Origin of the sequence: Pseudomonas protegens, assembly GCF_003732485.1 — a bacterium.
GTDB lineage: Bacteria > Pseudomonadota > Gammaproteobacteria > Pseudomonadales > Pseudomonadaceae > Aquipseudomonas > Aquipseudomonas protegens_B.
In genome coordinates, this window is the sequence record NZ_MOAK01000080.1 from 349,120 (window position 1) to 362,054 (window position 12,935).

Consider the following 12,935-nt stretch of genomic DNA (forward strand, 5'->3'; position numbering starts at 1 on the left):
TCGCCCTGGCGGAACGGGTTGGCCAGCCACTGGGCGTTTTCGTTGGCGTTCTGGTCCCAGACCTTGCAGCCCAGCGCACGAAACTCGGCGGCGTTGTTCACCCCGCGCAGGAAGCCGACCATCTCGCCGATGGCCGACTTGAAGGCCATCTTGCGGGTGGTGATGGCCGGGAAACCTTCCTTGAGGTCGTAGCGCAGCATGGCCCCGGGGAAGCTGATGGTGTTCACACCGGTGCGGTTGGCCTGCTTGGTGCCGTTGTTGATGACGTGGGCCACCAGATCAAGATATTGCTTCATGAATTACCTGCATCCTTGAACCCGGGGCTGACGCCCCGGGGTTCGAATTTATTGCGCCGCACTCTGGGCCGGAGCGCGATGATAAGCCAGCCAGATCAGTCCCAGGCCGCCGAGGATCATCGGCACGCAGAGAACCTGACCCATGGTCAGCCAGCCAAACGCCAGGTAGCCGAGCTGGGCATCCGGGACCCGGACGAACTCGACGACAAAGCGGAAAATACCGTAGAACAGGGCGAACATACCGGAAACCGCCATGGTCGGCCGCGGTTTGCGCGAGAACAGCCACAGGATCAGGAACAACGCCACGCCCTCCAGGGCGAACTGATACAACTGCGACGGATGCCGCGGCAACTGCGCCGGATCGCTGAACGGCGGGAAGATCATCGCCCAAGGCACGTCGGTGGGTTTGCCCCACAGCTCGGCGTTGATGAAATTGCCGATACGCCCGGCCCCCAGGCCGATCGGCACCATGGGCGCGACGAAGTCCATCAGTTCGAAGAAGGTCTTGTTGTTGCGCTTGCCGAACCACCAGGCCGCCAGCATTACCCCGATGAAACCGCCGTGGAACGACATGCCGCCCTTCCATACCTCGAAGATCAGGGTCGGGTTGGCGAGGTAGGCACTGAGGTCGTAGAACAGCACGTAACCCAGCCGCCCACCGACGATCACCCCCATGGACATCCAGAACACCATGTCCGAGAGCTTCTCCTTGCTCCAGGTCGGATCGAAACGGTTCAGCCGGCGCGACGCCAGCAACCAGGCACCGCCAATGCCGATCAGGTACATCAGGCCGTACCAGTGGATTTTCAGCGGGCCGATGGCCAGCGCTACCGGATCAATCTGCGGGTAAGGCAGCATTGCGACTCCTCGTAAGGGTTAGAACTCTAGATTCCCGGGGGAAACTGCCACTCCAGGATTAAGCCAGGATTGCGTCACCGTTCAGAACAGGAAGCTGATCCCCACGCAGAACAGCAGCGCGGCAAACATTCGCTTCAACAGTCGTGGCGACAGTGTGTGGGCCATGCGCGCGCCGATACGGGCGAACACCATGCTGGTCAGGGCAATGCCCAGCAGCGCCGGCAAATAAATGTAGCCGAGACTATGAGCCGGAAGCTGCGGGTCATGCCAGCCCAGAATCATGAAACTTAAGGCACTGGCCAGGGCAATGGGCAAGCCGCAGGCCGAGGAAGTGGCCACCGCCTGCTGCATCGGCACACTGCGCCAGGTGAGAAACGGCACGGTCAGCGAACCGCCGCCAATGCCGAAGATCGCCGAGGCCCAGCCGATCACACCGCCGGCCGCCGCCAGCCCCAGCTTGCCGGGCACCTGGCGACTGGCCTTGGGCTTGAGCTCCAGGGTCATCTGCAAGGCCACCACCAGGGCGAAGACACCGATGATTTTTTGCAGGTGCGGGCCGGAAATCGCTTCGGCGGTCAGCGCGCCAAAACCGGCCCCCAGCAGAATGCCCAGGGCCATCCAGGCGAAGATTGGCCAGCGCACCGCGCCACGGCGATGGTGTTCGCGAACGGCGTTGACCGAGGTGAAGATGATGCTGGCCAGAGAAGTACCGACCGCCAGATGGGTCAGCACCGAGGTATCGAAGCCTTGCAGGGTGAAACTGAACACCAGCACCGGGACAATGATGATGCCGCCGCCCACGCCGAACAGCCCGGCCAGTACGCCTGCACAGGCGCCCAACAGCAGATAGAGCAGAAATTCCATGGGAGCATCCGAAAATAAGACCGGCATGGTAACGGATGCGCCGCCCCCGACTCCACTGGATGGCGATGGATACCCATTGGATCTGTGCGTACAGTGGGCAAAAACACACAGGGGGCCACCTTAATGTGCTTGATCGTATTCGCCTGGCGGCCGGGTCATGCTCAGCCATTGATCGTCGCGGCCAACCGTGACGAGTTCTATGCCCGGCCCAGCCTGCCCCTGGGGCAGTGGCCGGAGTCGCCGCAGATCCACGCCGGACGCGACCTGGAGGCAGGAGGTACCTGGCTTGGCGTCGGTGCCGACGGACGCTTTGCCGCCCTGACCAACATCCGCAATCCTCATCAACCCCCGGCACGACGCTCCCGCGGCGAACTGGTAGCGCGCTTTCTCGCCGGCAGCATCCCTCTGGAAGATTACTTGCACGATGTCGTCGGCCGCTCGGTGGAGTACGCCGGGTTCAACCTGCTGCTGGGTACCGCCGACCAACTGTGGCACTACAACGCCCAGAACCTGGAGCCGCAGTTGCTCAAGCCCGGTGTCTACGGCCTGTCCAATGCCGGACTCGATACGCCGTGGCCCAAGTTGCTCAAGGCCAAGGCTGCGCTGCAGGAAGTGCTGCCCGATCCGCAACCGCAGACCCTGCTGGCACTGCTGAGCGATCCGCAGACCGCGCCCTTCGCCGAGCTGCCGGACACCGGAGTGGGGTTGGCTACGGAGAGCCTGCTGTCCAGCGTATTCATCGCCAGTCCCAGCTACGGCACCCGCGCCAGCACCGCGCTGATCGTCCACGCCGACGGTTCGCGGCATCTGCTGGAACGCAGCTTCGGCCCGTATGGCGGGCATCTGGGAGAGGTTGAGCTGAGGGTTTGAAACATTCGCCGGCCAGCCGGTTCCTACACAGACCGTTGTAGGAGCCGGTTTGCCGGCGAAGAAAACACCCCGATTACAGGGTCTTGCTCGAAGCCGGATTGATCATCCGCGCCAGACCGAGCTTCTTCAGCGCCAATTGCAGCGAGCTGTGGATAACTTGCGGGTTGTCGATGGTCATCATCTCGTCCAGCAGTTCCTTGGCCTTGCTCAGGTTGACCTGACGCAGCATCCACTTCACTTTCGGCAAGTTGGTGGCGTTCATCGACAGGCTGTCGAAACCCATGGCCATCAGCAGCACCGCAGCCGCCGGATCACCGGCCATTTCGCCACAGATGCTCACCGGCTTGCCTTCGGCATGGGCGTCACGCACCACGTTCTGCAGCGCTTGCAGTACCGCCGGATGCAGGTAGTCGTAGAGGTCGGCGACCCGCGGGTTGTTGCGGTCCACCGCCAGCAGATACTGGGTCAGGTCGTTGGAGCCCACCGAAAGGAAATCCACCTGGCGCGCCAGCTCCCGGGTCTGATAGACCGCCGCCGGAATCTCGATCATCACCCCCACTGGAGGCATGGGCACATCGGTGCCTTCATCGCGGACTTCACCCCAGGCACGGTGGATCAGGTGCAGGGCCTCTTCCAGTTCATGGATGCCGGAAATCATCGGCAGCAGAATGCGCAGGTTGTTCAGGCCCTCGCTGGCCTTGAGCATCGCCCGGGCCTGCACCAGGAAGATTTCCGGGTGGTCGAGGGTCACGCGGATGCCGCGCCAGCCAAGGAAGGGGTTGTCTTCCTTGATCGGGAAATACGACAGCGACTTGTCACCGCCAATGTCCAGGCTGCGCATGGTCACCGGCTGCGGATGGAAGGCCGCCAACTGCTCGCGGTAGATCGCCAGCTGCTCTTTCTCGCTGGGGAAGCGCTGGTTGATCATGAACGGCACTTCCGTGCGGTACAGACCAACGCCCTCGGCACCACGCTTCTGCGCCCGGGCCACATCGGCCAGCAGGCCGGTGTTGACCCACAGCGGCATGCGGTGACCATCGGGGGTGATGCAAGGCAGGTCGCGCAATGCGTCCAGGCCCTGGGCCAGTTGCCGCTCTTCTTCCACCACATCGGCGAACTGCTTGCGCAGCACGTCACTGGGGTTGGTGTAGACCTCACCGTGGTAGCCGTCGACGATCATCTGGATGCCGTCGACCTTGGAATACGGCAGGTCGACAAGGCCCATCACCGTGGGAATGCCCATGGCCCGGGCCAAAATCGCCACGTGGGAGTTGCCCGAACCCAGCACCGACACCAACCCCACCAGCTTGCCTTCGGGCACTTCGCCGAGCATGGCCGGGGTCAGCTCTTCACTGACCAGGATGGTGTTGTCGGGGTAGACCAGGGTCTGCTGGCGCTCTTCCTGCAGATAGGCCAGGAGCCGTCGCCCCAGGTCCTTGACGTCCGAGGCACGCTCGCGCAGGTAGGCGTCGTCCATCAATTCGAAACGGTTGACGTGATCGGTGACCACTTGGCGCAATGCACCCTGGGCCCATTGCCCGGTCTTGATCACGGTCTTCACTTCGCTGCCCAGGGAGGCGTCGTCGAGCATCATCAGGTAGACGTCGAACAGCGCGCGCTCTTCCGGGCGCAGTTGGGTCGCGAGTTTTTCCGACAACGCCCGCATATCGGCGCGCACCCCTTCCAGGGCGGTCTTGAACAGCCCCAGCTCGGCGTCGATGTCGGTGATGTATTTGTCCGGGACCACGTCCAGATCAGCCGGTGGCAACATCACCACCGCGCTGCCTACCGCGGCACCGGGGGAGCCTGGCACGCCAATGAACTTGGCCTCCTGGATACCCTTGCCCTGGCGCCCCAGGCCGCGGATCGAACCGGTGGCCTCGGCATGGGCGATCACCCCGGCCAGTTGCGCGCTCATGGTCACCAGGAAGGCTTCTTCGCCCTCGTCGAACTGGCGGCGCTCTTTCTGCTGGATGACCAGAACACCCACGACGCGCCGATGGTGAATGATCGGGGCACCGAGGAACGAGGCGTAACGCTCCTCACCGGTTTCGGCGAAGTAACGATAACGCGGGTGATCGGCGGCGTTTTCCAGGTTGAGAGGTTCTTCCCGAGTGCCCACCAGGCCGACCAGGCCTTCGTTGGGGGCCATGCTGACCTTGCCGATGGAGCGCTTGTTCAAGCCCTCGGTGGCCATCAGCACGAAACGGTTGGTTTCCGGGTCCAGCAGATAGACCGAGCAGACCTGGCTGCCCATGGCCTCTTTGACGCGCAATACAATAATCCCCAACGCCGCCTTGAGATCCTTGGCGGAGTTAACTTCCTGGACGATCTTGCGCAGCGTATTGAGCATGGCTCGGGGTCGAACTCCGTCGTCAGTCGCGCACTAAAAGGCGCGGGGCAAGCTCTTTGAGAGCGCGGCGATACACTTCGCGCTTGAATGTCACCACCTGGCCCAACGGATACCAATAACTGACCCAACGCCAGCCATCGAATTCCGGTTTACCGGTCAAATCCATCCGCACCCGCTGCTCGTTGGAGATCAGGCGCAGGAGAAACCATTTCTGTTTCTGGCCGATGCACAGCGGCTGGCTGTGGGTCCGGACCAGACGTTGCGGCAAACGATAGCGCAACCAGCCCCGGGTGCAGGCGAGAATTTGCACATCTTCGCGCTCCAACCCTACTTCTTCGTTCAACTCGCGATACAAGGCGTCTTCCGGCGTCTCGTCGGGGTTGATGCCCCCTTGAGGAAACTGCCAGGCATCTTGATTGATACGGCGAGCCCATAGCACCTGTCCGGCATCATTGGTCAGAATGATCCCGACATTGGGGCGGAAACCATCGGGGTCGATCACGGCTACAACCTCGCAAACGCATGTCGCCGCATTGTTCCACAAAGCTTGGGAATGCAGCAACGAGGCTGCTTACCTTATGTGCACTCTTGTGAAAAGACCGTATTCTGGGCACCTTTTTCCGCTACTTTTCAGCGAGTAACTGCAATGCGCCTGGCTTTATTCGACTTGGACAACACGCTTCTGGGCGGCGACAGCGACCACGCCTGGGGCGACTACCTGTGCGAGCGGGGCTTCCTCGACGCCGTCGCCTACAAGACCCGCAACGACGAGTTCTACCAGGACTACCTGGCCGGCAAACTCGACAACGCCGCCTACCTGAACTTCTGCCTGGAAATCCTCGGCCGCACCGAGATGGCCGTGCTCGAACAATGGCATCGCGACTACATGCGCGACTGCATCGAGCCCATCCTGCTACCCAAGGCCCAGGCCCTGCTGGCCCAGCACCGCGAGGCCGGCGACAAGCTGGTGATCATCACCGCTACCAACCGCTTCATCACCGCGCCGATCGCCGAGCGCCTGGGGGTGGAACACCTGATCGCCACCGAATGCGAAATGCAGGACGGCCGCTACACCGGACGCAGCACCGACGTACCGTGCTTCCGTGAAGGCAAGGTCATCCGCCTGCAGCGCTGGCTGGAAGAAACCGGTCATGACCTGGAAGGCAGCTACTTCTACAGCGACTCGATGAACGATCTGCCGTTGCTGGAGCAAGTGGCCACCCCAGTGGCCGTCGACCCTGATCCAAACCTGCGGGCCGAGGCTCTGAAGCGCGGCTGGCAGGTGATCAGCCTGCGGGATTGAGCGCTTCGCCGGCAAACCGGCTCCTACAAGCGGTCGTAGGAGCCGGCTTGCCGGCGAAGGCTTCTAAACCGGCTTGGCCACCATCAAATAGAAAATCGCCATGAAGGCCAGAAACGCCGGCCAGCCCAAGGCGAACCACCAGCGCATGTAAAGGTTTGCCCGCAAGGGCATCGGCACGCCGTCCCGCAGCGCCTGCTCAGCCATCTTGTGCACCCGGATCTGCAACCAGACCACCGGCAACCAGCACAGCCCCGCCAAGACATAGAGCCCCAAGCTCCACATCAGCCAGGCTTGCTGGATCGGCCAGCCCGCCAGATGCACCAATCCCAGCCCACTCAACGGCTGGAAGACCGCCGTAGTTGCAGTAAAGGCCCAATCGGCGAACACCAAGTGCTTGAATGTCACGGCAATCACTTCCAGCTTGCCGCTACGCCAGGCCCGCAGTGCGTAATAGGCCGAACCCGCGCCGAGGCCGAAAAGAACGGTCGAGGACAGGATATGCAGGGTTTTCAACAGCAGATAAGCGCTCATCGACGGGGTTCAGTCCACAACAGCCATAGAGTCGCCACCATCAGCACCAGGTTCTTGGCCACGGCGGCATAAGGGTCAAACCAGAAATGCGGCAGGATCAGACTGATGATCAGGGTGTAGCCGAGCATCAGTGCGAGCTGCGCCTGCAGGGCCCGCCGGCGCCAACGCCGCAGCAGCAGACCGACACCCAGCACCGCGTCGCAGAGCGATCCCGCGATCACCGCCAGTGCCGCCCAGGCGCCCTGCACCCCGGCCTCGGCCATGATCCGCAGGCCCCAGTCGTAGCCGGGACCGATACACACCACCGCCGTACCCAGCCAGATCAGCACCATTACCACCAGCAGCAGCGGCCGCAGGGCCAACTGAGTGCTCTGTGCGGCCTGTGGCCAGTCTTGCAGCCGGGCTGCCAGGGGAGCGGCGTGATAACCGCAGACCGACGCCAGTACTTCAGGGTCCCCCAGGTTGTCGCAACGGGCCATGCTCAGGCTCTGCCGGTTCAGGGCCCGCCAGCCCAGGCGCTCCCCCACCCTTGCGACCAGCGCCAGGACGACTGAGGGCAACTGGAAATAGCGCGCCGGGGCCCAGCCCTGAGCCGCACGCAGACGATCCAGCAACTGCGCCATGGTCATCCGCTCAGGGCCAACCAGCGGCAGCACCATGGACTGCGCAGGCCATTGCCCGATCAACGCAAGCACGGCAGCGCTCAGGTCATCCACATGCAGGGGCTGCATTCGGGCCTTGGCGGACAACAATGGAATCAGCGGCCAGGGCGACAGCCGGGCCAGCCAGCCACTGCTGGCGCCACCCGCGCCGAGCACCAGGGATGGCCGCAACACCACAGCCGGAATACCCAGGCGCAGCAGGTAATCATCCGCAGCCGCCTTGCTCGCCAGAAACGGCACTTGCGGCTGCTGGCCGGCGCCCAAGGCGGAAATCTGCAACACCCGTACACCCCGGGCTGCCGCCAGATCGAACAGCGCCCGGGTCCCCAGGTCCTGAGTCAGAGTCAGTGCCTGGGCATCATTGCTCAACAGCCCGGCAGCATTGATCAACAGGTCGGTATCAGCAGGCAAGTCAAAAGGCTGCGGCTCAAGCCCCAGGCGATCGAGGTCCAGTTGCCGCCATTGCACGCCAGGCAGACTCCGGGTTTGCCGATGGCGACTGGTGGCGATGAGTTGATGGCCGGCAGCGTGCAACGCCGCCAGCAGATGACGGCCGACAAACCCTGTAGCCCCCACCAGAACAACCTTCATGGCAATCCTTAAGGGTTAGACCGGCTTGGCGCCCATGAGCCCGGCAATGGTGACGAAACACACCGCACTGAAGATCGCCAGCGCCAGGGTGAAGGTCAGACCACTGGCGGCCTTGGCCAGCCGCAGGCGGTTGAGGCGCACCATCAGCCATAGCCAGGCCAGAACGCCCAGGGTGTAGAGCACACTGGAGCCCAGAACCCAAGCCTGCCCCAGCGGCCAACCCACCAGATGCACCAACCACCAGCCGCTGAACGGCAGAGTCAGCAAGCCCACCGCCAGCAGCAGCCAGCCGAACAGCCCCGGACGGTGCAACACGCGACTGTAGACCGTCGCATCACCTTGGCGGCGCAGGCGCCAGACCCAGATCGCCAGGCCCAGCGCACTGCCCAAGAGCAGCACGGTAGCCAGCACATGAAGCGTCTTCAGCGTGGTCAGTGTTTCCATGTTCTCGCTTCCTTAAGGCTCCGATCCTCAGCGTAGTCGTTCAGCCGAGGAACAGCTGATAAGCCGGGTTATCGCTTTCATCCCAGTACGGGTAGCCGATCTGCTCCAGGGCCGCCGGCACCAGATGACGCTCATCGGCCGGTACTTGCAGGCCGGCGACCACTCGGCCATCGGCCGCGCCATGGTTACGGTAATGGAACATGGAGATGTTCCAGCGCCCGCCCAGCTTGTTGAGGAAGTTGAACAGCGCCCCCGGACGCTCCGGGAATTCGAAGCGCAGCACCACTTCGTCGCTGACCTTCTCCGCATGGCCACCGACCATGTAACGGATATGCAGTTTGGCCAGTTCGTTGTCGGTCAGGTCGATCACCGGGAAACCCTGATCGGTCAGGCTGGCGACCAGGGCACTGCGCGGATCGTTTTCCGGGTGGGTCTGAACGCCGACAAAGATGTGGGCTTCGCTGCCGGTGTTGTAGCGGTAGTTGAATTCGGTGATCTGACGCTTGCCCACCGCCTCGCAGAACGCCTTGAAGCTGCCCGGTTTCTCGGGAATGGTCACGGCGATGATGGCTTCGCGGCCCTCGCCCAGCTCGGCGCGCTCGGCGACGTGGCGCAGGCGGTCGAAATTGACATTGGCCCCGGAATCGATGGCCACCAGAGTCTGCCCGGTGACACCGCGCTGCTCGACGTACTTCTTGATCCCCGCCACGCCCAACGCGCCGGCAGGTTCGGTGATCGAGCGGGTATCGTCGTAGATATCCTTGATCGCCGCACAGATCTCGTCGGTGCTGACGGTGATCACTTCGTCCACATAGTCCTTGCAGATGTCGAAAGTGTGCTGGCCGATCTGCGCCACGGCCACACCGTCGGCGAAGATGCCCACCGTCGGCAGCACGACCCGCTCACCCGCAGCCATGGCCACTTGCAGGCAGTTGGAGTCGTCCGGCTCGACACCGATTACCTTGATCTCAGGACGCAGGTACTTCACATAAGCGGCAATACCGGCGATCAGCCCGCCACCACCCACCGGCACGAAAATCGCGTCCAGCGGGCCCGGGTGCTGACGCAGGATCTCCATGGCCACAGTGCCCTGCCCGGCAATGGTGTGGGGATCGTCGTAAGGGTGGATATAAACGTAGCCTTTTTCATCCACCAGCTTCAGCGAATAGGCCAGCGCTTCGGGGAAAGAGTCGCCATGCAGCACCACCTTGCCGCCACGGGAACGCACGCCTTCGACCTTGATCTCCGGCGTGGTCTTAGGCATCACGATGGTGGCCTTGACCCCCAGCACCTTGGCCGCCAGGGCCAGGCCCTGAGCATGGTTGCCCGCCGATGCCGTGACCACGCCGCGCGCGCGCTCGGCGTCGCTGAGCTGGGTCAGCTTGTTGTAAGCGCCACGAATCTTGAACGAGAACACCGGCTGCAAGTCTTCACGCTTGAGCCAGATCTGATTGCCCAACCGCTCGGAAAGCTGGCGGGCAGTCTGCAATGGGGTTTCTACGGCAACGTCATAAACGCGCGAGGTGAGGATCTTCTTGACGTACTGTTCGAGCATCGGAAAGCATCACTGAGCGGGTTGGGCAGGGCCAGGGAGTCTAACCCAGCGTTTGTCTGCACGACCACACGAATACAGAGGTTTTAGCCGCGCCCCGAACGAGACGAGAAGCCAAACGGGCAATGACCTGATCTGCCGCGGCGCCTATAATGCCGGCCTTTGTGCCCCCCTTGCCCGCTTCGGAGCCCGCATGACCCAGGATCAACTCAAACAGGCAGTCGCCCAGGCCGCCGTCGACCTTATCCTCCCGAAACTCGATGACAAGAGCATCGTCGGGGTCGGTACCGGCTCCACCGCCAACTGTTTCATCGATGCCCTGGCCCTGCACAAGGGCGCCTTCGACGGCGCCGTGGCCAGCTCCGAAGCCACCGCCGCACGCCTCAAGGGCCACGGGATTGCGGTGTACGAACTCAATACCGTCAGCGACCTGGAGTTCTACATCGACGGCGCCGACGAGAGCGACGAGCACCTGAATCTGATCAAGGGCGGCGGCGCAGCCCTGACCCGGGAAAAGATCGTGGCCGCCGTGGCCAAGACCTTTATCTGCATCGCCGACGCCAGCAAGCTGGTGCCGGTGCTGGGCAACTTCCCACTGCCTGTTGAAGTGATCCCGATGGCCCGCAGTCACGTAGCCCGCGAGCTGGTGAAACTGGGCGGCGACCCGGTGTACCGCGAAGGAGTGATCACCGACAACGGCAACATCATCCTCGACGTGCACAACATGCAGATCACCAACCCGGTGGAGTTGGAGCGCCAGATCAACGGGATTGTTGGTGTGGTCACCAATGGCCTGTTCGCCGCGCGTCCTGCGGATGTACTGCTGCTGGGTACGGCCGAAGGGGTAAAAACCCTCAAGGCCTGAGCGAGCCCTGCGGGTAGGGGCCGGTAGGCGGGCGAAGGCGGTTTTGAAGGCCTCTTCGCTGGCAAGCCAGCTCCTACATCGGTTTCTTGAAGACGTAGAACAGGTTCGGCTCGCTCACCAGGTACAGGGTGCCCTCGTCGTCCATGGCCATCCCTTCGGCCTGGGGCACTGCCTTGCTCAGGCCCTGGCGTCCCTTGCCCAATGCCAGGGTGCTCAGCGGGCGCCCTTCGACATCCAGTTCAACCACCAGGCGCGATTCGTCCGACAAGGCCAGCAGATGACCACTGCGCTCATCGTATTGCAGGCTGGAGAGGTCGCGTACAAAAAGCCCGGCATCCCGCTCGGGGTTATTAAGCACATGCACCCCGTAGGACTTTTCCGGATCGTGATGGGGAAAGCCCTGCACCTCATAGATCAGCATCGGGTCGCGTTCCTTGGCAACGAACAAGCGCTGACCCTGTGAGTCGTAAGCCAGGCCCTCAAAACCCTTGTTCCCCGAAAGGTGCACACCGAGCGTGATCTGCTCGGCCTCTGCCGCATCCACCACGGTGGTTTCGTCGTCCAGCTGTATCTTGATCAGCCGGTGCTGCCGCTCATCGCTGATCACATAGGTATTGGCGCTGATGAACTCCACCGCCTCCGGATCACCAAAACCCAGCAGAGCAATACGCCGCAGGACCTGCCCGTCCAGGGACAGCTCTACCAGCTCGGAATTCTTGTTGGTCACGGTGAACAGGCTGTTGCGCAGCGGATCGTAGGTGAGTGCCGAAACCTCATCCAACCCTTCAATAGACTGCGCCTCCAGTACCACTCGATAGTCACCCAGGCCCAGAGATTGGGGGGCCGTCACCTGCCAGTAGGATTGCCAATCGAACCAGGCGCGCTGCCACAACCGATGGTTGTGGGCAAAAGCGGCAAGCAGCACGGCCAGCAGGCCGAGGACCAGGTAGAGGGGTTGCAAGCGGGTCAGTCGATACATGACGGGCGAACTCGAAATCAGGACAGGCTGATGAAATATCACAGTCGTCTGAATTCAAGCTTAATTGACGGTCCGGCAAGAACGCCGGACCAGGAGATTATTGCTTCTCGAAGCGATAGAACAGATTGGGCTCGCTGACCAGGTACAGGTTGCCGGCCTCATCCATGGTCACGCCTTCGGCCCGGGGAATGGTGTTCTGCAGGCCGTTGAAGCCCGCGAGCAGGGCCATGAAGCTGACTTGCTCGCCCTGTTCGTCCAGCTCCAGCAGCAGATGGGAGTCGGCGGACAGTACCAGGGTATGACCGGTACGCGGATCGATGCCCAGGGCCGAAAGGTTGCGCAGATCGAGTTCGTCACTGGCGAGCTTTTGCTTGTTGCCCTTGAGCACCTGGCTACCATCGCTGCTCCAGGTGAAGAGTGCCGGCGGACGCTCCTCGCCCAACAGCAGTTGCTGCTTGCGCGGGTTCCAGGCGATGGCTTCGAAAGCCTTGTTCTGGTCTTCCGAAGGGCCCAGGTCGTAGGTCGGAAAATCAGCGATATTCAGCTCCTTGGTACTGGCGTCGACCTTGACGATCACCAGCGAATGCTGACGCTCATCGACTATCGCCAGCAGGCCGTTTTCCAGAACGGCCACCCCTTCCGGATTGCTCCAGCCCACCAGAGGGATCTTGCGCAATACGTCGCCTTGCAGGGTCAACTCCGCCAGGAACGGATGCTTGCCCATCACTGAAAACAGGGTTTTGGTCTGCGGATTGTAGGAGAGATCG

14 protein-coding genes are annotated in these 12,935 nt (G+C 62.4%); 3 read left to right on the plus strand and 11 right to left on the minus strand.

The genetic code is table 11. From position 1 onward, the window contains the following. The 3 genes from BLX41_RS36055 to BLX41_RS22875 all read right to left on the minus strand — a co-directional run. Positions 1–296: thymidylate synthase (locus BLX41_RS36055; protein ID WP_404942789.1), on the minus strand; the 296-nt coding region annotated here is incomplete at its 3' end. Positions 297–344: 48 nt separating this feature from the next. After that, entirely contained in the window at positions 345–1,154 is an 810-nt protein-coding gene (lgt, locus tag BLX41_RS22870) for a prolipoprotein diacylglyceryl transferase (protein WP_123726713.1), read from the minus strand. Between the two features lie 81 nt (positions 1,155–1,235). Beyond that, positions 1,236–2,018 (minus strand): sulfite exporter TauE/SafE family protein, encoded by a 783-nt coding sequence (locus tag BLX41_RS22875; protein ID WP_123726714.1) that lies wholly within the window; start codon positions 2,016–2,018, stop codon positions 1,236–1,238. A gap of 123 nt (positions 2,019–2,141) precedes the next feature. Between BLX41_RS22875 and BLX41_RS22880 the strand changes: the two genes are divergently transcribed. Continuing rightward, complete coding sequence (locus tag BLX41_RS22880; protein ID WP_123726715.1) at positions 2,142–2,888, plus strand: NRDE family protein; 747 nt, start codon at positions 2,142–2,144, stop codon at positions 2,886–2,888. A gap of 73 nt (positions 2,889–2,961) precedes the next feature. Here BLX41_RS22880 and ptsP read toward each other — a convergent pair whose 3' ends face one another. Both ptsP and BLX41_RS22890 read right to left on the minus strand, forming a co-directional pair. After that, the gene (ptsP, locus tag BLX41_RS22885) at positions 2,962–5,241 is read right to left on the minus strand and encodes a phosphoenolpyruvate--protein phosphotransferase (RefSeq protein ID WP_123726716.1); all 2,280 of its coding nucleotides are present in this window, start codon (positions 5,239–5,241) and stop codon (positions 2,962–2,964) included. A 22-nt stretch (positions 5,242–5,263) separates the two neighbouring features. Continuing rightward, positions 5,264–5,743, minus strand: coding sequence for an RNA pyrophosphohydrolase (locus tag BLX41_RS22890; protein WP_011064073.1), 480 nt, complete (start codon positions 5,741–5,743; stop codon positions 5,264–5,266). A gap of 144 nt (positions 5,744–5,887) precedes the next feature. Here BLX41_RS22890 and BLX41_RS22895 point away from each other — a divergent pair, with 144 nt between their 5' ends. Beyond that, positions 5,888–6,544, plus strand: a complete 657-nt coding sequence (locus BLX41_RS22895) for a histidinol-phosphatase (RefSeq protein WP_102862126.1) — start codon at positions 5,888–5,890, stop codon at positions 6,542–6,544. Positions 6,545–6,607: 63 nt separating this feature from the next. On the opposite strand, the gene BLX41_RS22900 is transcribed toward BLX41_RS22895, so the two are convergent. From BLX41_RS22900 to ilvA, 4 genes are read right to left on the minus strand one after another with little or no spacing between them, the layout of a single operon-like run. Then, on the minus strand, positions 6,608–7,075 hold the full coding sequence (locus BLX41_RS22900) for a DUF2269 family protein (protein ID WP_102862127.1): 468 nt from the start codon (positions 7,073–7,075) through the stop codon (positions 6,608–6,610). Further along, the gene (locus tag BLX41_RS22905; RefSeq protein WP_123726717.1) at positions 7,072–8,328 is read right to left on the minus strand and encodes an SDR family oxidoreductase; all 1,257 of its coding nucleotides are present in this window, start codon (positions 8,326–8,328) and stop codon (positions 7,072–7,074) included. The genes BLX41_RS22900 and BLX41_RS22905 overlap by 4 nt, the downstream gene beginning before the upstream one ends. A gap of 15 nt (positions 8,329–8,343) precedes the next feature. After that, positions 8,344–8,772 carry a DUF2269 family protein gene (locus BLX41_RS22910; protein WP_123726718.1) on the minus strand — a complete coding sequence of 143 codons (429 nt, stop codon included), beginning with the start codon at positions 8,770–8,772 and terminating at the stop codon, positions 8,344–8,346. 40 nt (positions 8,773–8,812) lie between these two features. Further along, positions 8,813–10,327 (minus strand): threonine ammonia-lyase, biosynthetic, encoded by a 1,515-nt coding sequence (gene ilvA, locus BLX41_RS22915; protein WP_123726719.1) that lies wholly within the window; start codon positions 10,325–10,327, stop codon positions 8,813–8,815. A 190-nt stretch (positions 10,328–10,517) separates the two neighbouring features. Here ilvA and rpiA point away from each other — a divergent pair, with 190 nt between their 5' ends. After that, a complete protein-coding gene (gene rpiA, locus BLX41_RS22920; RefSeq protein ID WP_123726720.1) occupies positions 10,518–11,189 on the plus strand; it encodes a ribose-5-phosphate isomerase RpiA in 672 nt (223 codons plus the stop codon). Positions 11,190–11,262: 73 nt separating this feature from the next. Here the strand turns inward: rpiA and BLX41_RS22925 are convergent, their stop codons facing one another. Both BLX41_RS22925 and BLX41_RS22930 read right to left on the minus strand, forming a co-directional pair. After that, entirely contained in the window at positions 11,263–12,168 is a 906-nt protein-coding gene (locus tag BLX41_RS22925; RefSeq protein WP_123726721.1) for an SdiA-regulated domain-containing protein, read from the minus strand. 97 nt (positions 12,169–12,265) lie between these two features. Then, positions 12,266–12,935, minus strand: a 670-nt coding sequence (locus tag BLX41_RS22930) for an SdiA-regulated domain-containing protein (protein ID WP_259745103.1), incomplete at its 5' end; no start/stop codon positions are given.